Source organism: Plantactinospora solaniradicis, from assembly GCF_042658085.1.
GTDB lineage: Bacteria > Actinomycetota > Actinomycetes > Mycobacteriales > Micromonosporaceae > Plantactinospora > Plantactinospora solaniradicis.
In genome coordinates this window covers 833,648-853,207 of record NZ_JBHSPR010000001.1, presented here as the reverse complement: position 1 = coordinate 853,207, position 19,560 = coordinate 833,648, and the positions used below count along the sequence as shown (strand labels likewise).

Here is a 19,560-nt window from a genome sequence, read left to right as displayed (position 1 = left end):
GTTATCGCTTTCTGTATAAGAAGGGCCCCCTCCTAACACCTCTGGCCCTTCGACGCGCCGGTAGCGCGTATAACGCGGTAGCGTGCAAAGCGGTGGTACGGTGTCGCCGATATCGGACATGAGGAGAGAGGCCGATATGGCTGCCGTACTTGAGATCGAGGGTCTGCAGAAGACCTACCGGAGTAGACGTCGGGGGACCCGGCGTGCGCTGGACGGCTTCGACATGCGGGTCGAGGCGGGCCAGGTGCACGGCTTCCTCGGCCCGAACGGGTCGGGCAAGACCACCACGCTGCGTACGCTGCTCGGGCTGATCCGTCCGAACGGCGGCCGGATGGCGATCCTCGGTCAGGAGGTCCCGGCGGCGCTGCCCACGGTCGCCCGCCAGGTCGGCGCGATCGTGGAGAGCCCTCAGTTCTTCCCGCACTTCTCCGCCCGGGACACCCTCTCGCTGCTGACCGGTGCCGGCGGGGTGCCCGAGCGCCGGGTGACGGAGGTACTGGAACTGGTCGGCCTGCGCGAGCGGGCCAAGGACCGGGTCAAGACCTACTCGCTGGGCATGAAGCAGCGGCTCGCCGTCGCCTCCGCCCTGCTGAAGGAGCCGAAGCTCCTGATCCTCGACGAGCCGGCCAACGGGCTCGACCCGGGCGGGATCCGGGAGATGCGCACGTTGATGCGCAACCTCGCCTCCTCCGGGATGACGGTGGTGCTCTCCAGCCACATCCTCGGCGAGGTGCAGTTGATCTGCGACTCCGTCACCATCATCTCGCTGGGGCGCCGGGTCGCCTTCGGCCCGGTCTCCGCGGTGCTGGCCCAACACTCCGGCGGTGGCCTGCGGGTCCGGCTGGAGGCGGTCACCGACCTGCCGGCCGCCGCCGACCTGCTCACCCGGTCCGGTGCGCGGATCACCATGCAGGACGACCACCTGCTGGTGTACGGCGTGGACAAGCCCTCCGCCGTCACCCGTACGCTCGCCGGCGCCGACCTGTTCATCAGCGAGCTGGCCCCGGTGGAGGTCGACCTGGAGAGCGTCTTCCTGGAACTGACCGGCACCACTCCGGTACCCGGCCAGAACCGGCAGGTGGACCAGTCCGTGGTGCTCGACGGACCTGCCGGATCCGCCTCGTCCGACTCCGCCGCCGGGGGGTGGGGAGTGTGAACCTCTACACCACGGAACTGCGCCGGCTCCGCAAGCGGCGGTTCGTCCGCTACCTGACCCTGGCCGGGCTGCTCGTGCTGGTCGCCGTCGCGGTCGGCATGTTCTTCACCAACCAGAAGATCGGGCCCGCCCAGGTCGCCTCGGCGGAACGCGCGGCGGACCGGGAGTACCAGCAGAACATCGAGTTCGCCCAGCAGCACCGGCAGGAGTGCGAGAAGGCGAAGGCCGCCGGCAACGCCCCCGAGGGCGCGTTCCCCGAGGACTGCTCGCTGATCCAGCCGCCACCCCGGGAGGTTTTCCGGTCCGAGTGGCACCTGCCGGCCACCTTCGAGTTCCGCGACGAGTTCGCCGGCATGCTCACCGCGTTCACGGCCGTCCTCGCCCTGGTCGCGTTCATCGCCGGCGCCTCCTTCGTGGGCGCCGAGTGGAGCACCGGCGGCATGATGAACCTGCTGCTCTGGCGACCGCAACGGATCCGGGTGCTGCTGACCAAGCTCGGTGCGCTGCTCTCCGCCCTGTTCGGCGTGACCGTGGTCGCCGCGGCAGCGTGGACGGCGGCGTTCTGGGCGACCGCCACCTATCGGGGCAGCACCGAGCGGATGACCTCCGGAGTCTGGCAGTCGATCGGCCTGACCGGGCTGCGTGGCCTGACCCTGGTGCTGGTGGCCGGGGCGCTCGGCTTCGGGCTGGCCTCGCTGGGCCGGCACACCGCGCTCGCCCTCGGTGGGGTGCTCGGGGTGATGGTGGTCGGACAGTTCGGCCTGGGCATCGTGCTGGGCATGGCCCAGGTCAAGTTCGTCGAGGTGTGGCTGCTGCCGACGTACCTGCTGGCCTGGATGGACAAGAAGGTCACCCTGCGGAACTTCGACGCCTGCCAGGCGTCGTTCAGCGGTGAGTGTCGACCGGCGACGTTCGACATCACCTGGCAGAACTCGTCGATCCTGCTCGCCGTCTCGCTGGTGCTGGTGCTCGGGGCTGCGATCTGGTCGATGCGCCGCCGGGACATCACCTGAGTCAGGGCGGTATCGGGGGCGGGGTGTCGGGGGCGGCGGCCGGGGGGCGCCGTCCCCGACGGCCGTCGCGGGTCTGGAGTGGCCGTCGCCGGGTGGCGGCCGGTGCGGTCTTGGCGGGTCGTCGGTAGGCTGATGTGGCTGTTCGCAGGTCGTGCCACCCAGCCCGGAGGAGCACCATGAGGAACGCCTCTGCTCCGGCCGACGACGACGCGGCCGACGATGATGTGGCCGACCGCGAAGTGAATGATGTGGCCGACCACGAAGTGGGCGACAACGAAGCGGCCGACGGCGAAGTGGGCGATGACGCTGCCGTGGTCGGACGTCCGGGCCGGGGTGCTTACGTACCGCAGCCCCGTTCCGCGCCCGCCTCCGGTTCGGACGAACCGCCCGAACCGCCCGTGCCGGCGCCGGCCGGTGCCCCCGCACTGTCCGAGCGGGAGCGGGAGATCCTGGCCTTCGAGCGGCGCTGGTGGAAACACGCGGGCGCGAAGGAACAGGCGATCCGGGACGCCTTCGATCTCTCCTCGACCCGGTACTACCAACTCCTCAACGGACTGCTCGACAACCCGGCCGCGCTGGCCGCCGAGCCGATGCTGGTCGCCCGGCTGCGCCGACTGCGAGCGGCCAGGAGCCGTAACCGCCGCCGCTGAGGAGTCATGGTCCCCGCCGGGTGAGTCCGGGTTCGGCGGCGTGGACTCCGCGCCGCCGAACCCGGGTCACTTCTCGTAGGTGCGCAGCCCGTTGCCGAGCGCGATGAAGGTTGGCGCCCACTCGCCGATGAAGATCCCCCACCGGTCGGCCCGGTCGATCCCGGCGTTCTCCATCTGTTTCGACAGCATCCAGCTCAGGAACGACAGCCCGATGCTGACGCCGCCGGCCATGTACATGTGCTCGGCGCGCAGGCCCATCCGGTGCAGGTGCTCCAACATTGCGTTCCCCCTCGCGAAAGCCCCCCGCAACCGACGCTACCGCCCAGCTCAGCCGGGGGGCGCCAGGTTGCCGGGATACGGCTGGCCCGATCGGGCGACCCGGTCGGGCGATTCGATCGGGCGATTCGGTCGGGACAGCGCCGGCCGGCCCGATCCGGACATCGGCGGGCGGAATTCGAGCCTCACCGGTCCGGGGACGTCGACGGCCGGGTCGATTCGGGGCGGGCCGGAGGTCGATTCGCGGTAGACAGGGAGATGACCGACCCGTCGCACCGCCGGGAGCCGCCATGACACTGCCGGGCCTCGACCAGCCGGAGTCGAGCCGATGATGCGGGTCTGCTCGGCCTCCGAGCCCGCGCCGGGCCGTCTCGAAAACGAGGACCACGTCTTCCGGTACGGCGGACTGGTCGGCGTACTCGACGGCGCGACGGTGCCGGACGGCTTCGACACCGGCTGCGTACACGGACCGGTCTGGTACGTCCGGCAACTCGCCGCGCGGATCGGCCTGGCCGCCGCGGATCGGCCCGCCGCCGCGCTCACCGGCAACCTGGCTGCGGCGATCCTGGCGGTACGCGCCGACCACGGCGGCAGGTGCGACCTGGACCATCCCGGCACCCCGTCGGCAACGGTCTGCCTGCTCCGGTACGGCGGGGACCACATCGACTACCTGGTGCTCTGTGACAGCCCGCTGGTGCTCGACCGTGGCGAGCGGGTACAGGTGGTCTCCGACGACCGGTTGCGGACGGCAATGGCCGACCTGCGGCAGAAGGCGCTGACGGTGGCCGGCGCAGGTGGCGAGCTGGACCGGGCGACCCGGTTCCGCCGGGCGGTGGCGCTGCAACGGGAGCAGATGAACCAGACGCACGGATACTGGGTCGCCGCCGCGAATCCCGACGCGGCGTACCACGCGGTCGCCGGCAGCCTGCCGCTGCACGGACCGGACCGGGTCCGGCGGGCCGCGCTGCTCACCGACGGTGCCTCGGTCGCGGTCGAGCAGTTCGGCCTCTTCGACTGGCGCGGCCTGCTCGACGTGCTCAGCGAGGCCGGGCCAGGTGAGCTGATCCGGCGGGTCCGGCTCGCCGAGGCCGGGGACGGCCAGCGTCGTTCCGGTTTCAAGCGGTACGACGACGCGACCGCCGTGCTGTGCGGCTTCGAGCAGGACTGAGCGGCGCAGGCGCCCCGGCTCGGACGCCGGGCTCGGACGCCGGGCTCGGACGCCGGGCTCGGACGCCGGGCTCGGGTGCGGGGCTCGGGTGCGGAGTGCATGCGCGCGGCTCGGAAACGTGGTGGCGGGTGGCGGATCGGCCAGCGAAGATCGGCTTGTGTCAGTGCCACTGCGGCAGGTCCGGGCCTGCTACACCGAGAAGACGATCACCGTCTACCAGGCCTATCCGGCGTCGATCGCCCGCCCGGCGCTGGCGCACGGCCGCTTCGTGGCGCCGTTCAAGCGGGAGCGGATGACCTGGATCAAGCCGTCCTTCCTCTGGATGATGTACCGGTGTGGGTGGGCCGCCAAGCCCGATCAGGAACACGTGCTGGCGGTCGAGATCACCCGTAGCGGGTTCGAGTGGGCGCTGCGCCGGGCATGCCTGAGCCACTACGACGGTGACCGTCACGAGAGCCGTACGGCCTGGGCGAGACAACTCAAGGCAAGCCCGGTACGCGTGCAGTGGGATCCGGAACGCTCGCTGGACCTGAGGCCGTTGCCCCACCGGTCGTTGCAGGTCGGCCTCAGCGGCGAGGCCGTCGGGCGGTACGTCGACGAGTGGATCGTCGGAATCAGCGATGTCACGCCGATCGCGTACGCGGTCGGGAGTCGGCTGCGGGACGGCGACCGGGCTGGCGCCACCGCCCTGCTCCCCGGCGAGCGGCCGTACCCGCTGCCGGAGGAGATCGCGACGAGCATCGGCGCCTCCTGACCGCGTGGGTTCGCAGCGGCGCCGCCCCCCGTCGGGTCCGCGCGGAGTCGGGGAACTCGCACCCGGCGCGGGGGGCGGGCGGCCTGCGGTCCCCGAGTCTGACCGACGGGACCGTCGCCTGCCGAAAGGCGGCCCCGGCACGCCGGCCGGGGTCGTACCCGGCACCGGGCGGCCTCGGCGGAGAAACCGGGCGGCGTCGTTGCGGTACGACCAGCCAGTCAGCGAGGTGGACACCCGGTTGAAAGGCGTGGCCCGAACGGAGCGGGTCTGCCAAACCGGTGGACGCGGCGTCGGCCGGGCGAGAAACATCGGTTCGTGACCCGTGAGGTCCGGCTGACGCCGGTAGACGAGCAGAATCTGGAGCCATTACTGTCGGTGGCGGTCGCCGAGACCGAGCCCGACGAGGTGATGCCGCCGGTCGAGGCTCCGGCCGGCTGGTCGCAGGCCCGGCGCGACGCGTTCCGGGCGTTCCACCGGGAGAACTACGCCGGGTTGGACGGGCCGAGGGGCAACCTGATGTACGCGATCGTGCAGGACGGCGACGTGGTGGGGATGGCCAGGCTGGGGCGGCACGCCGAACCGGGCACGCTGGAGACGGGAATGTGGCTCGGCAAGTCGACCCGGGGGCAGGGCATCGGACTGATCGCGTTACGCCTGCTGCTCGCCGAGGCGATCCAGGCCGGGGCCCGGATGGTGGTGGCCGAGACCCGCGCCGACAACCTTCCGGCACTCAACCTGCTGCGCCGCTGTGGCGCGGTGCTGGGACCGGACGGTACGGCGGTCCGCGCGGAGATCCGGCTCGGGGTCAACGAGGACGTGGCCGGCGCCTGGTGACGATCGAGCCGGGTTCCGACGGCCCCCGGCCGACCGCCGTCCACGGCCCCGGCCGACTGTCGTCCACGGCCCCCGGCCGGCTCTCGTTCGGGGGCGCCTCCACCGCGTAGCGGATCGACGGCGATGGTACGCCGTTGCAGGTCCACGTCCCCGCCGCCCGCTCGACGACGTCCTCAGCGCTGCGCCGCGTACGCCGCCAGCCAGGCGACCTGGCTCGGATCCAGCGAGGGCCGGACCCGGGTCCGGGCGGTGGCCACGTGCGCGGCGCTGACCGTGGTCGCCTCCAACGACTCGCGCATCGCCGCGAGCGCCGCCTCCCGGACCAGTGCCGCGCAGTCGGCCGCGGAGAAACCGTCCAGGTCCTCGGCCAGCGTGGCCAGGTCCACCTCGGCGTCGAGCGGCACCGACCGGGAGGCCGCGCGGAGGATCTCGGCCCGGGCGGCGGCGTCCGGCGGAGGCACGTAGACCCCGCGCTCCAGCCGGCCCGGCCGGAGCAGCGCCGGATCCACCAGATCCGGCCGGTTAGTCGCGCCGATCACCACCACGTTGCGCAGCGGCTCCACTCCGTCGAGTTCGGTGAGCAGGGCGGCGACGACCCGGTCCGTGGTGCCGCCGTCGGTGGCCTGCCCGCGTACCGGAGCCAGGGCGTCCACCTCGTCGAGGAAGACCAGCGTCGGCGCGGCGTCCCGGGCCCGCCGGAAGAGTTCCCGGACCGCCCGTTCGCTCTCGCCCACCCACTTCGACAGCAGCTCCGCGCCCTTCACGGACAACACGTTCGCCCGGCCGGTACCCGCCAGTGCGGTGACGAGGAAGGTCTTTCCGCATCCGGGCGGGCCGTAGAGCAGCACCCCGCGCGGTGGCTGTACGCCGAGCCGGGCGAACGTGTCCGGATAGTTCAGCGGCCACAGCACCGACTCGGTCAGCATCTCCTTGACCTCGACCATGTCGCCCACGTCGTCGAGGGTGACGTCGGCCAACTCCAACATCGAGGACTCGGCCATCGAGGTGGGCCGGACCACCTCCAGCGCCGCCGAGAAGTCGGCCATCGCCACCGTCGGCGCGGTCGCCGCCTTCTGGCGCAACGCGGCGCGTACCCCGGCCTCCCGGGCCAGTGCGGCCAGGTCGGCGGCGACGAACCCCGGCGTACGGGCGGCCACCTCGTCCAGCCGGACGTCCTCGGCGAGCGGCATACCCCGGGTCAGCACGGTCAGCTGCTCCCGGCGCAGCGCCGCGTCCGGCAGCGGGACCGCGATCTCCAGCGAGAGCAGGTCGGGAGCGCGCAACGACGGGTCCACCGCCTCCGGGCGACTCGTCGTGCAGATCACCGCGGTTCCGGTCCGTACCGTCTCGGTGAGCAGTTGGCGGAACACCGTACCGATCGGTCCGGGGACGTCGCGCGGGGCCAGCGCCTCGACGTCGGAGACCAGCAGCACCGCCGGCGGGCTGTCCTGGACGGACCGGACGGTTTCCCGGAGCCGGCGGGCGGCGGAGTCGTTGGTCAGCGCGGCGAGTTCGGGCGCCCAGAGGGCGGCCACCCGGGCGCCTACCGAACTGGCGACCGCCCGGACCAGCGCGGACTTGCCCGAACCGGCGGGCCCGGTGATCAGCACGCCGAGCGACACGGTGGTGCCCAGCCTTCCCAGCACCTCGCGGTGGTGGAAGCCGAGGTCCAGCAGTTCGGTGAGTTCCTCCGCCTGCGCCCGCAGTCCGGGCAGTTCGTCCAGCCCCGGCGCCGGGTCCGGGTCCGGTGCGGCCGGAGAACCGGCCCCGGTCACCGCCCGGACCTCGGCCGGGTCGGTGCCGTGGGTGAGGTGGCCGTCCTGCCAGCCCACCACGGTGTCCATCGTGACCAGTACGGAGACGATCCGCCCCGATCCCGGTCCGGTGCTAGCCCCGGCGGCGCCCGTACCGGCCGCACCTGCTGTACCGGCCGGTCCGGCCGTGGAATCCGCCGAGGTGACCGTGAGCAGGGTGCTCGTCCACGCGTAGCCGACGGTGTTGGCCAGGCTGCGCCGGGCGGCCTCGACCAGGGTCCGGACCGCCGCGTCCGGAAGTACGTCCTGGGGCAGCAGCGAGACGTCGTCGCCCGTGGTCACCATCTTGCCGAGCAGTGCGAGGCGGAGCATCTCCGGCGAGACGGCGGCGGTGATCTCCGGCGGCCCGGTGAGGATGACCCGCCGGGCGGCCACCACGGGGGTGGGTGCGACCGTCACCTGGCTGCCGTCCCGGACACCGAGGTTGCCGAGGATCAGGTCGTCGGCGTAGAGCAGCGCCCGGCTCGCGGTCGGCTCCGCCCGGGCCACGATCCCGGCGGTCGTGCGGCGCCCGGTGAGCTGGACCGGATCGCCGGGATGCAGACCCAGCGCGGTCAGCACCTCCGGGTGCAGCCGGACGATGCCCCGCCGCGCGTCCAGGGCAGCCGGACGCAGATTGGCGGTGAGAGTGAGATCCGGACCCGTCACCGGCCGAGAGTACCGGCCAGGAGCCAGCCCCGGCGGCAATGGTGCGGCCCGGCCGGTCAGGGCTGGTGGTCGTCCGGGCCGAGCAGGGACGGGTCCCGCCGGATCAGGTCGGCCAGCCGGGCGGCGGCGTCGGGCGCCGGAGGATCCTCGGGCGCTGCCCAACTTGGCACTGTCTTGACCGACATCGGCCAGGAATGCGGCGGCTGGCCGGCGGTCGGCAACGCCGGCTCGGCCGCCGGCCGTACCGTCACCATTCCGTCCGTCCAGGCGACGTGCATGGCCGAAATGCTCGGGCCGTCGGCGACCCACATCGTGACCGCCAATGCCCGATGTTCGGCGACAACCCGCTGTACGGCCTCGATCACCTCGTCGACGGGTGAGCCGGGCCGGGCCGCCGCCGCCTCCTGGGCCCGCCGTCGCTGCAACGCCTCGCGACGCTCCATCCGTGCCAGCGCGTCGTCCAGTTCGCCCCTCATGGTGTCACCTTCCCCGGCCCAACCGTCGACCGAATTGGCCGGACCGTCGCGGGCTAAGTCTCCCGCTCCCGGATCGCTCGATCCAGGGCCCGATCCAGCACGATCAGTAGGGCATCGCGTACTGAAAGCCGCTCGCGGGCGTCAAACTGGACCAATGGGACGTGCTCTCCGATCGCCAGCGCCCAGCGGATCGCGGTGAGGTCGTGCGCGATCTGCCCGTCGAACGCGTTGACCGCGACCACGAACGGTAGCCCGGCGCGCTCGAAGTAGTCGATGGCGGGGTAGCAGTCGTCGAGCCGGGAGCTGTCCACCACCACAAGGGCACCGAGCGCGCCCCGGGCCAGGTCGTCCCACATGAAGCCGAACCGCGACTGGCCGGGCGTACCGAAGAGATAGAGCTTGAGGCTGCGGTCGATGGTGACGCAGCCGAAGTCCATCGCCACGGTGGTGGTCGTCTTGTCGGAGCGGGTGCCGGGGTCGTCGACGCCGATCCCGGCCGTGGTCATCTCCGCTTCGGTGGTCAGCGGGGCGGTCTCCGAGATCGCGCCGACCGTGGTGGTCTTGCCGACGCCGAAGCCACCCGCGATGAGGATCTTCACCGGGATCGGCGCGGTGGAACCGCGTCGCTGCTCGGACCGGTGCGCCGCCACCGGATCGCCGTCCGACTCGCGGGCGTGGCGTGGCTGTTGGCGGGCGGGTTGGGGGTACCCGACCGGCGGTGGCATCCGCCCCGCCTGGACGCCGTACCCCGCCGGGCTGCCGTAGCGTCCGGGCGCGCTGTTGGCCAATGGGCCGGCCGGCGGGGACGCCGGCCAGTCAGGAGATCGCACGAAGTCCATCGATCACTCGCATAATGAGGTCGGGGTCGTGGGCATCCTCGACGTCGCAGACGTGTACGTCGAGGTGGCCGGCGGCCCGCAGGTCACCGACCAGGATCTTGGTGACGCCGAGGTGCATCCGGAGCCGTGCGGAAATCTCCGCCACGGACATCGGCTCGACGCACAGCGCGACGATGTCCTGGAGTTCCGACGAGAGACGGGTGACCGGCGGGCTGGTCCAGGCACCACTCTCGTATCTGGCGGTAACCTGCGTCTCCAGCCCGATCGCCGGATCGATCCCGGACACCCGCCCAGCGGTGAGTACGAACGGACGTAACCCGGTCGGCACCGGGTCGAGCACCGGGATCTCCCCGGTGTCGGCCTCCGGCTCGGGCTCCGGCTCCGGCAGCGCGGCCCGGAGGTAGGGACGGATCCGGACCGTCGGCAGCACATCCGACTCCGGCTCTGGTTCCGGCTCCGGCACCTCGTCCGCAGCAGGCCAAGTCACGGCACCTCCTCGCTGCGCTCGTCGGCACCGTGACTTACGGGACTGGTCCGGCTGGTTCCCTCGCTTCGCTCGGTCACGGCACCTCCTCGCTGCGCTCGTCGGCACCGTGACTTACGGGACTGGTCCGGCTGGTTCCCTCGCTTCGCTCGGTCACGGCACCTCCTCGCTCCGTCGGTGGGCGTATTGCGATGTACGGCTGAGCGGACCGGACACCGCACCACCCGCGATCACGACTGCACGGAGTTCTTCAGCTCGACGATGAGCCGAGGGGTGAGCGCGCCTCCGGCCCGACCGGCGAACAGGGTCATTTCGTAGGCGACGGTGCCGAGGTTGGCCGACCGGTCGGCGACCACCCCCAGGACCGAGCCGCTGCTGATCGCGCTGACCAGCAGGTAGCCGTCGGTCATGTCCACCACGACCCGGTTGAGCGCCCCCAGGGTGTACCAGTTTGCGGCTCCACTGGCCAGGCTGGTCATCCCGGACACCACTGCGGCGAGTCGCTCGGCGTTGGACCGGTCCTTGATCGACGACATGGCCATCAGCAGGCCGTCGGAGGAGACCGCGATCGCCTCCTGTACGCCGGCAGTGCCGGACGTGAACGAGTCGAGCAGCCAGTTGAAGGTGCGCGCCTCCTGACTCAGTTCGCCGGTGCCGTTTCCCTGCTGGTCCTGTTCCAAACGGATGAAGGGAGTGCTCATCGTGGGGTTCCCTCTTCGTGGCGGTTGTCTGAACGGACTTCGTTCAGCGCGCGGGCGACGCCGGACTCGAATTGCATGATCAACTCGCGCGCCCGGTCAGGATCGTCCGGCGTGGCGGTCGCGATGGTGGGTGATGCCTGGCCGGGCGGGGTGGCAGGCGCCGGAATGCTCAGATTCGCGCCGGGGACCCGCCGGTTGAGTCGCGGCGGGACGGCGGCAGGTCCGGTAGCGGTGGTCTCCGCCGCTCCCACCCCGTTGGACCGGGCTGCCGTCGTCGCCGGCCGCGGGTCAGCCTGCTCCGGCTGGGAGCCACCGGGTTCCGGCTGTGCCGGGGTGCCGTGATCGGGTCGGAACCCCGCCTGGTCGGGCCGGGGGTCACCGGGCTTCGCCTGCGCGCCGGCCTGCGGGTCGCCGTGCTCCACCCGCACTTCGGCCTGCGCCGGCCGTGGGCTGCCGGGCTCCAGCCGCCCACCCTCGTACTCCGGCGTCGGTCGAGGGGCGGGCGGCCGGGACTGCTGCTCGCGCTGCGCCCGGCGTACCCCGGCCTCGAACTCCTCGATCAGGGCCCGGACCACCGACGGGTCGGCCGGCGTCGGTTCGGGCCGGCTCTTGCGGCCGGTGGCGGGGAGTTGGGCGCCCGGGACCCGCTGGCGCAGCCCGGTGCCGGGGCCCGATGCCGCAGGTCCCGGGCCGCTGTCGGCGGTACCCACCGCCGGTCCGGTCGATGCCGGCTGGCCGGGCGCACCGCTGCGCTGGCCAGCCCGATCCGGCCGATCCGGGGCGTCGGGTTGCACCGGTGCGTCCGGCCGCCTCCCGAGGTCCGGAAGCTCCGGGTGTCCGGGAGCCTCCCCGTGGGGCGCGGTGGCCGGCTGGCCCGTGACGTCCGTCCCGGTGCTCTCGGGCGACCGGGTCAGGAAGGCGTTCCATGGTCGGCCGGATGCCAGTGAGCGGGTCGCCCGACTGATCAGTTCGGCGTCGAACACCGGCGCTGTCGAGGCCGCCGCCGGCACCAGCTCCGGGATCGGAGCCATCGGCATTACGTCCGGCCTCGGAGCCATCGGCATCATGTCGGGCCTCGGGGCCAGGTTCGGCCTCGGCGGGACGTCCGGCCTCTGGATCGGGTCCTCCACCGGGAGCCGACCCGGCACCGGGGCCATCGGCGGGCTGGCCTCGGGGACGTTGACCGGCCGGACGGGCAGCGTCTGCGGCACCGATGCCCTGGCCGCCACCACCGGCGGTTCCGGGTGGCGGGTGATCAGAAGGTGGTCGTCGATCTCGAGGCCCACCGTCACCCCGCCGCCGGGCGTGGTCCCGGACAGGGTGACCCGCCAACCGTGTCGACGGGCGAGTCGACCCACCACGAACAGTCCGAGTACCTCGGTCGGAACGAGGTCGAGCCGCTCCCGTCGGGTCAACCGGGCGTTCTCCTCGGCCATCCGCTCCGGCGACATGCCGATGCCGTGGTCGACCAGGTTGAGTCGTACCCCACCGGGCATGACCTCGGCGAGCACCGTCACCCGGGTGTGCGGCGGGGAGAAGGCGGTGGCGTTCTCCATGAGCTCGGCGAGGGTCAGCGCGAGGTCACCGATGACCCCCGGTGCCACCGCGACATCGAGCCGGACCTGCACGTCGACCCGGGTGTAGTCCTCGATCTCACCGAGTGCCAGCCGGACCACGTCGCCGAGCGGGAGCGGAGCCACGTGCCCGTCCCCGCCGGCTCCGCCGGAGAGCACGACCAGGCTGCTGGCGTTGCGGCGCAGCCGGCTGGAGACGTGGTCGAGCCGGTACAGGTGCTGGAGCCGGCCCGGATCCGTCTCCTGGTGCTCCAGCCGGTCGATCAGCGCGATCTGCCGGCCGACCAGGTTCTGGGTACGCCGTCCGACGTGCCCGAACATCTGGGCCACGTTCCGTCGGCTGGCGGCCTGCCGTTCGACCAGTCGGGCGGCCGTACCCTGCACCCGCTCGAAGGCCCGGGCCAGGTCGCCGATCTCGTCCCGTCCGCGTACGTCCACCGGGTCGAGCCGGATCGGGTCGGGCGACTCGGACTCGTCGTCGACGATCCGGACCAGTTCCGCCTCGGCGACCCGGGCCATCCGGTCGGCGGAGACCGTCAGCCGGGTCAACGGCCGGGCGACGGTGCGGGCCACGGCCAGGCTGAGCAGCATCATCAGCGCGATGATGAGCAGCACCAGCAGCCCCACGGTGTACGCGCCGGCGATGGCCCGCTGGCGCTGTTCGGTCACCTCGGCGACCACGTCGGCGACGATCTTCTTCTCGATGAACTGGCCGAGAGTGGTCAGCGAGGAGACGGCCGGGAACAACCGGTCCAGGGAGAATCCGATGGCCGCGCTGGTCGGGTTGAGTGAGCCGACGCTGAGGAACTCGGGGCTGGTCCTGGCCGCCACCGCCCGTTCCACCAGTCCGTACAGCTCGTTCTGGGCCGGTGTCGCGAAGCCGCGGAACCGGGCCAGATTAGCCTGCAACCGGGACATGTTGGCCACGTACGCGGTGCCGGCGGACGGGCTTTCCGTCCCGACCACCAGCACGATCAGGGTGCCGGCGGCGCTGATTCCCTCGTCGGTCCGGAGCACCGCGTCCAGCGCGATCATCTGACGCCCCTCGGGCGTGTTCGCGTCCGCGGTCCGGGTCAGCCGCAACGACTCGATCAGCGTGGTGTGGGTGTGCCCGAACCCGTTGATCACCTCGTCCGGGCTGATCCGCCGGGCGAGTACGCCGAGCCGCAGGTCGGTGAGCCGCTGCACGGTACCGAGGGCGGTCTCGATCTCCGGGGTCGTCTCGTCGCCGAGTTCGGCGCGCAGGTCGGCGAGCCGGTCCCCGACCTGGGCGGTCTGCTTGACCAGTTCGGACCGGTCGACGGCGTTCAGCAGGTAGCCGATCGACAGCAGGCGCTCCAGTTGCAGCTCCTGCACCAGGGTGCCGACCCGGCCGGCGCGGCGTACCGAGTCCGCGGTGTCGGCCGCCTTCCTGGCCGAGTCGATCCGGTCGACCAGCACCGGAACGGCAAGGCCGATGGTGCTGAGCAGCGGGATGATGACGAGCAGGGCGAGTCTTCCCCGGATCCGCAGCCTACCGAGCAGCATCGGGACGTCCCCAGTGCGCCGGCTGACCGTCCGGGCCTCCCGGCATGGCCGGATTGGCCTGCCCGGCGGGGACCGGGTCCGGCCAGTCCGGCAGCGGGCGTCGGCTCGGCTCGCCGGCCGGGTCCGGCCGGTACGGCCGGCGCTCGGGCAGCACCGACGGCCCGGCCAGCGGCGAGGCGATGACGGGCGGTGGTTCGGCCAGTGGTGGCCCGCCCAGCGGCGGTCCGACCTCGGGCACCGCGCCGGGCTGGGCCGAGCCCGGCGGGATGATGCCGGGCTCACCCAGGTAGGCGAAGCCGGGGCGGGTCGTCCGGCCCGCGATCACGATGCCGGCGGCCAGGGCCACGATCATTAGCACCGCGAGGGCGAGCGCGCCGACCGCGATCAACCCCTGGTCGGTCAGTTCGTCGGCGCGCTCCTGGATCAGGATGTCCAGCTCGGACAGGATGATCGTGGAAAGCTCCGCCCCCGACAGGTGCGCCGACGACCGGGCGGTGCTCACCTGGATCGGATCCGCACGCCTCGGATCCGCGGTGAGGCCGGACAACGCCTCCACCGCGCGCTGATAGCCGTCGAGCCGACGGAGCAGGTTACCGCCCAGGGTCCGGCTCTCGGTGTTCTCGACTGCCACCCGCAGGCCGCTGACCAGGTCGCTCGCGGGTTCGATCACGGCGTCGCGGGCCAGCGCCATCTCACTGGCCGTGCGCAGCCGATCGGACGCCGGCCGCTTCGCCGCCATCACCGTCAGGTCGGCGAGGCGGCCGGCCGCGACCAGGGCCTCCGGCAGTTCCTCGGCCACGGCGTCCTGCAGGTGGTACGAATCCGATTCCGGGTCGCGGACGAGCCCGGAACTCTCCCGCACCTTCGCGTAGAGGGCCAGCAGCAGGTCGCCGGCCTCGCTGTACGCCGCCGACGCCGTCGCCGGATCGGTCGGGGTACGGTCCGGCAGTGCCTCGATCTTGGCGCGTATCCCGGCCCAGCGGTCGCTGGTCCGCAGTTCGGCGCCGTACCGGACGTCCACCGCGCTGGTGGCGTCGACCGCACTCCGCAGCGCCTCCCGGGCGCCCGACCGACCCGCCACCGCGCTCGACTGCGCGTCGACCAGGGCAACCGTCACGGGCCCGAGCGAACGAAGGTACTCGACGCCGTGCCGTTCCCGGTCCGCGTACGACCGCCGCTCGTCGTTGGTCTGCCAGTGCGAGCTGAACAGCACGCCGATCGGCACCAGCAGGGCGACCGCGAGGAGCACTCGCAGCACCACACCGGTCCGTTTCGACACGCGCCGAGACCGCTGCGCGGTAACTGTCATCGTCCATCTCCATCGGCAAGGGGTGCGATCTGGTGGAGGGCGTGGGGAGGCCGCCGGTCCCGTCCACCGGACCGGAAAACTAATGGACTCAGGACCCGGACGATCCAGGTCGAGCAGTCAGTTATGCGTCACTTGGGTACAGGTAACACCCGGTGACCGAAAATGTGACTCGTTGTGCATAGTTGCCTAGTCGCATGTATCGATTAATGGCTGGTGCACCGAAAGATCGGAATTCACAGGATCCGAATATGGCTCGCCGGATACCGCCTCGCCCGGCGCGGACGACCACCCGTCCGCACCGAACGGGCCAGCCGGACGGACGTACGGCGGATCTCAGCCAACCCTCAGGCTGGGCGCCGTACGGTGTGCCCATGCCTTCCCCACTGCTGGCGCGGCTGCGCCGTGCCCTGCGCCCGGCCGGGCCGGACCGACCGGACGCCGCCGGCCCGACCCCGCCGGCCCGGCGGTGGCGAATCCGCCTGACCCGGCGGCGGGTGGTGGCCGGCGGGGCCGTGGTCGTGCTGCTCGCGGCGCTGGTCGGCTGGGCGGTCTGGCCGGAGCGGACGTCCTACTCCACAACGGACTCGATGATCACCGTCCGGTCCGGACCGAACGGCGATCAGCCGGTCGACCTGGACACCACGTTCTACCTGCCGGAGGGGGCGAGCGCCGCCCGGCCGGCGCCGGCGGTGCTGCTCGCGCACGGGTTCGGCGGTACGAAGCGTTCGGTCTCCTCCGACGCCGAGGACCTGGCCGACCTGGGGTACGCCGTGCTGACGTACACCGCCCGGGGGTTCGGGCGCAGCGGCGGGCAGATCCACCTGGACAACCCCGACTACGAGGTACGGGACGCCTCCCGGCTGCTCGACTGGCTCGCCGAGCGGCCGGACATCCGCAAGGACGCGGCCGGTGACCCCCGGGTGGGTGTCGTCGGCGGCTCGTACGGCGGCGGCCTGGCCCTGCTGCTGGCCGCGCAGGACAAGCGGGTGGACGCCATCGTGCCGATGATCACCTGGAACGATCTGGCCCGCTCCTTCCTGCCCGAGTCCACCGGTCGGGAGCCGGTCGACGGCGTGTTCAAGAAGGGCTGGGCCGGCATCTTCTTCGGCAGCGGAAGCGGCGGCGGCGGGCTCGGCGGCCTGGGCGCGCCGGGCGGCGCCAACGGGCCGGGCGGAAACTCGGAGGACTCCGAGGACGACTCCGGCGCGGACGGCGACTCCGGCCCGGACGGCGCCGGGAACGGATCTCCGGCCGACCGGGACCCGGTGCTCGGCACGGTGCCCGGGGCGGCACCCGGAGCCACGCCGACCGACCCGGCCTGCGGTCGCTTCGCCGCCGACGTCTGCGCCGCGTACCTGCGGATCGCCACCACCGGCCGGGGCGACCCGGCGGCGGTGGACCTGCTCCGCCGGTCCAGCCCGGCCGGGGTGCTCGACCGGATCAAGGCGCCCACCCTGCTCATCCAGGGTGCGGCCGACACCCTCTTCCCACTCGCCGAGGCCGACGCCAACGCCCGGGGCATCGCGGCGGCCGGCACTCCGGTCCGGGTCGCCTGGTTCACCGGAGGACACGACGGCGGCGAGGGCCCGCAGACCGACCAGGACCGGCTGCGCTTCCTGATGGCCCAGTGGCTCGACCACTACGTCAAGGGTGCCGGCGACGCGCCGTCGGCCAGCTTCACCTGGTCCCGGATCGCCGGCTTCGACGCGCTGGACCGTGGCCTGGTCGCCACCGGGTTCTCCGTCGCCGACTATCCCGGCGTCGACGGCGCCGCCACCAGCACGATCGGGGTCGCCGGTCCGCAGCAGCGGATCGCGAACCCGCCGAACGGCAACCCGGCGGCGATCTCGGCGCTGCCGTTCGCCGGCGGGTTCTCCTCGCTGCTCGACGGCGTGGCGGGTGACCTGCCGGGCCAGCACGCCCGGTTCGAGTCCGCACCGCTGGACCACGCGGTCGACGTGGTCGGCTCGCCGAGCGTCTCCATCCGGGCCGCATCGCCGACCGGCGAGGCGGTGCTCTTCGTGAAGCTCTACGACGTCGACCCGAACGGTCCGGCCGCGCTCTCCAACGGCCTGGTCGCCCCGGTACGGCTGACCGGCCTGCCCGCCGACATCGCGGCGGCCCAGCCGGTCCGAGTCACCCTGCCGGCGATCGTGCGCCGGATCGAGGCCGGACACCGGCTCCGGGTCGTGGTCGCCAGCTCCGACCAGGCGTACGCCACCCCGGCCGAGCCGGTCACCTACACCGTCGCGCTCGCCGGGGCGGCGGCCGGTGCGCCCGCCGCTCCGGGCGCCGCCGGCGGTGCCCTGACCGGCGCCGAGGTGTCGCTGCCGACGGTCGACGGTGCGCCGATCGCCACCCCGGCGGTGGTCTGGCGCTGGACCCTCGTCGGCCTGATCGCCGCCATCGTGCTCGGGCTCGTCGTGGTCGTCACCGTGGTTCGCCGCCGGCACCGCCGGCACGACACCTCGATCGTCGCCGAGTACGCCGACACCCCGCTGGTGGTCCGCGAACTACGCAAGGAGTACGCCGACGGCTTCGTCGCGGTGTCCCGGATCGACTTCGAGGTGCACCGGGGTCAGGTGGTCGGCCTGCTGGGGCCGAACGGCGCCGGCAAGACCACCACCCTCCGGGTGCTGATGGGGCTGACCCAGCCGACGGCCGGCGAGATCCACGTCTTCGGCCACCGGCTGGTCCCCGGCTCCCCGGTGCTCTCCCGGATCGGTTCCCTGGTCGAGGGACCGGGCTTCCTGCCGCACCTGAGCGGCCTTGCGAACCTGCGGGCGTACTGGCGGGCCACGGGTCGGCCCTGGGCGGACGCGCACTTCGACGAGGCGCTGGAGATCGCCGGGCTCGGCGACTCGGTGCACCGGAAGACCCGCAAGTACAGCCACGGTATGCGGCAGCGGCTGGCGATCGCGCAGGCCATGCTCGGCCTGCCGGAGCTGCTGGTGCTGGACGAGCCGACCGACGGGCTCGACCCGCCGCAGATCGCCGAGATGCGCCGCGTACTGCGCCGGTACGCGACCGACGGCCGGGCCGTGCTGGTCTCCAGCCACCTGCTGGCCGAGGTGGAGCAGACCTGTACGCACGCGGTCGTCGTACACCGGGGGACGATCGTGGCGTCCGGCCGGGTGGACGAGATCGTCGGCGAGTCCCCGAGCACCCAGTTCGACGTCTCCGACGATGCCGCCGCGCGGGCGGTACTCGACCGGCTCGAAGGGGTACGGGTGCTGCCGGACTCGGGCGGCGGCCTGGTGGTGGACACCAACGGCACCGCCCGGAGCGAGGTGGTGGCCGAGCTGGTTCGGGCCGGGGTCGGGGTGGACCGGGTGGTGCCCCGGCGCCGTCTGGAGGACGCCTTCCTCGCCCTGGTCGGGGAGAACTCTCGGGGAAGCGGGGACCGCTGATGTCGACGATCGAGACCGGGACCGTCGGTACGCCGGACGCGGCGGGCGCCGCCGCCGGCTATCGGCCCGGAGCCACGCTCGCGATCGCCGCCGAGTGGCGCCGGCAGGCCTCGCGGCGGCGTACCCAGCTCGCGCTCGGGTTCATGGTGCTGTTGCCGCTGGTCATCCTCGTCGCCTTCCAGTTCGAGGGCTCCGGGGACGACGACAACGGCGGGGGCGAGTTCGGCAGCCTCATCGAGATGGCCACCACCGGCGGGCTCAACTTCACCCTCTTCTCGCTGCTCGTCTCGTCGTCGTTCCTGCTGGTCGTGGTGGTGGCACTGTTCTGCGGCGACACGGTCGCGAGCGAGGCGAGCTGGGGAAGCCTGCGCTACCTGCTGGCCGTCCCGGTGCCCCGGGCCCGGCTGCTGACGGTGAAGCTGGTGGTCGCGCTGGCGTACTCGCTGCTGGCCCTGCTGCTGCTCGCCGGCACCGCCATGCTCGCCGGCACCCTCCGGTACGGCTGGGAGCCGCTGAGCAGCACGGTGGCGGCACAGATCCCGGCCGGGGAGGGTCTGCTACGGCTGCTCGGCATCCTCGGCTACCTGGCGGTCGTACTGCTGGTGGTGGCCGGGCTGGCGTTCCTGCTGTCGGTGACCACGGACGCGGCGCTGGGCGCGGTCGGTGGCGCGGTGCTGCTCTGGATCCTGTCCAGCATCCTCGACCAGATCACCGCGCTCGGGGTGCTCCGGGACTTCCTGCCGACGCACTACAGCCAGGCCTGGCTGGGCCTGCTGTCGACCCCGGTACAGACCGACGACATCGTCAAGGGCTGCATCTCGGCGATCTGCTACGCCACCGTCTTCTGGAGCCTCGCCTTCTGGCGCTTCACCCGCAAGGACGTCGTCTCCTGAGTCGACGTATCGATCACGGTCGCGCCGGAACTAG

16 protein-coding genes are annotated in these 19,560 nt (G+C 72.5%); 8 read left to right on the top strand and 8 right to left on the bottom strand.

All coding sequences use genetic code 11. The features are described from left to right. Positions 1–136: 136 nt before the first annotated feature. The 3 genes from ACFP2T_RS03935 to ACFP2T_RS03925 all read left to right on the top strand — a co-directional run bounded on the left by ACFP2T_RS03935 (position 137) and on the right by ACFP2T_RS03925 (position 2,819). Positions 137–1,156 carry an ATP-binding cassette domain-containing protein gene (locus ACFP2T_RS03935; protein WP_377417306.1) on the top strand — a complete coding sequence of 340 codons (1,020 nt, stop codon included), beginning with the start codon at positions 137–139 and terminating at the stop codon, positions 1,154–1,156. Beyond that, positions 1,153–2,169, top strand: a complete 1,017-nt coding sequence (locus tag ACFP2T_RS03930; RefSeq protein WP_377417304.1) for an ABC transporter permease subunit — start codon at positions 1,153–1,155, stop codon at positions 2,167–2,169. Before ACFP2T_RS03935 ends, ACFP2T_RS03930 begins: the two co-directional genes overlap by 4 nt. Before the next feature lie 176 nt (positions 2,170–2,345). After that, a complete protein-coding gene (locus tag ACFP2T_RS03925) occupies positions 2,346–2,819 on the top strand; it encodes a DUF3263 domain-containing protein (RefSeq protein ID WP_377417302.1) in 474 nt (157 codons plus the stop codon). A 66-nt stretch (positions 2,820–2,885) separates the two neighbouring features. On the opposite strand, the gene ACFP2T_RS03920 is transcribed toward ACFP2T_RS03925, so the two are convergent. Next, positions 2,886–3,098 carry a hypothetical protein gene (locus ACFP2T_RS03920; protein ID WP_377417300.1) on the bottom strand — a complete coding sequence of 71 codons (213 nt, stop codon included), beginning with the start codon at positions 3,096–3,098 and terminating at the stop codon, positions 2,886–2,888. A gap of 325 nt (positions 3,099–3,423) precedes the next feature. Between ACFP2T_RS03920 and ACFP2T_RS03915 the strand changes: the two genes are divergently transcribed. The 3 genes from ACFP2T_RS03915 to ACFP2T_RS03905 all read left to right on the top strand — a co-directional run bounded on the left by ACFP2T_RS03915 (position 3,424) and on the right by ACFP2T_RS03905 (position 5,851). Then, positions 3,424–4,263, top strand: a complete 840-nt coding sequence (locus ACFP2T_RS03915; RefSeq protein ID WP_377417298.1) for a hypothetical protein — start codon at positions 3,424–3,426, stop codon at positions 4,261–4,263. A gap of 157 nt (positions 4,264–4,420) precedes the next feature. Beyond that, on the top strand, positions 4,421–5,017 hold the full coding sequence (locus tag ACFP2T_RS03910) for a DUF4291 domain-containing protein (RefSeq protein WP_377417296.1): 597 nt from the start codon (positions 4,421–4,423) through the stop codon (positions 5,015–5,017). 315 nt (positions 5,018–5,332) lie between these two features. Further along, positions 5,333–5,851, top strand: a complete 519-nt coding sequence (locus ACFP2T_RS03905; RefSeq protein WP_377417294.1) for a GNAT family N-acetyltransferase — start codon at positions 5,333–5,335, stop codon at positions 5,849–5,851. Between the two features lie 173 nt (positions 5,852–6,024). Here the strand turns inward: ACFP2T_RS03905 and ACFP2T_RS03900 are convergent, their stop codons facing one another. The 7 genes from ACFP2T_RS03900 to ACFP2T_RS03870 form a co-directional block, all read right to left on the bottom strand. Further along, positions 6,025–8,313, bottom strand: a complete 2,289-nt coding sequence (locus ACFP2T_RS03900) for an AAA family ATPase (protein WP_377417292.1) — start codon at positions 8,311–8,313, stop codon at positions 6,025–6,027. Between the two features lie 56 nt (positions 8,314–8,369). Then, positions 8,370–8,789, bottom strand: a complete 420-nt coding sequence (locus ACFP2T_RS03895) for a hypothetical protein (RefSeq protein WP_377417290.1) — start codon at positions 8,787–8,789, stop codon at positions 8,370–8,372. A 53-nt stretch (positions 8,790–8,842) separates the two neighbouring features. Beyond that, on the bottom strand, positions 8,843–9,628 hold the full coding sequence (locus tag ACFP2T_RS03890; RefSeq protein WP_377417288.1) for a GTP-binding protein: 786 nt from the start codon (positions 9,626–9,628) through the stop codon (positions 8,843–8,845). Further along, the gene (locus ACFP2T_RS03885; protein WP_377417286.1) at positions 9,606–10,115 is read right to left on the bottom strand and encodes a DUF742 domain-containing protein; all 510 of its coding nucleotides are present in this window, start codon (positions 10,113–10,115) and stop codon (positions 9,606–9,608) included. The genes ACFP2T_RS03890 and ACFP2T_RS03885 overlap by 23 nt, the downstream gene beginning before the upstream one ends. 227 nt (positions 10,116–10,342) lie before the next feature. After that, on the bottom strand, positions 10,343–10,813 hold the full coding sequence (locus ACFP2T_RS03880) for a roadblock/LC7 domain-containing protein (protein WP_377417284.1): 471 nt from the start codon (positions 10,811–10,813) through the stop codon (positions 10,343–10,345). Further along, complete coding sequence (locus tag ACFP2T_RS03875) at positions 10,810–13,914, bottom strand: sensor histidine kinase (protein WP_377417282.1); 3,105 nt, start codon at positions 13,912–13,914, stop codon at positions 10,810–10,812. Before ACFP2T_RS03875 ends, ACFP2T_RS03880 begins: the two co-directional genes overlap by 4 nt. Next, the gene (locus ACFP2T_RS03870; protein ID WP_377417280.1) at positions 13,901–15,193 is read right to left on the bottom strand and encodes a hypothetical protein; all 1,293 of its coding nucleotides are present in this window, start codon (positions 15,191–15,193) and stop codon (positions 13,901–13,903) included. The genes ACFP2T_RS03875 and ACFP2T_RS03870 overlap by 14 nt, the downstream gene beginning before the upstream one ends. A gap of 401 nt (positions 15,194–15,594) precedes the next feature. On the opposite strand from ACFP2T_RS03870, the gene ACFP2T_RS03865 reads away from it, so the two are divergent. Together ACFP2T_RS03865 and ACFP2T_RS03860 are read left to right on the top strand one after the other, a co-directional pair. Further along, entirely contained in the window at positions 15,595–18,633 is a 3,039-nt protein-coding gene (locus tag ACFP2T_RS03865) for an alpha/beta fold hydrolase (RefSeq protein WP_377417278.1), read from the top strand. Next, positions 18,633–19,526: an ABC transporter permease gene (locus ACFP2T_RS03860; RefSeq protein ID WP_377417276.1), complete on the top strand. Its 894-nt coding sequence runs from the start codon at positions 18,633–18,635 to the stop codon at positions 19,524–19,526. Before ACFP2T_RS03865 ends, ACFP2T_RS03860 begins: the two co-directional genes overlap by 1 nt. Positions 19,527–19,560: the final 34 nt, after the last annotated feature.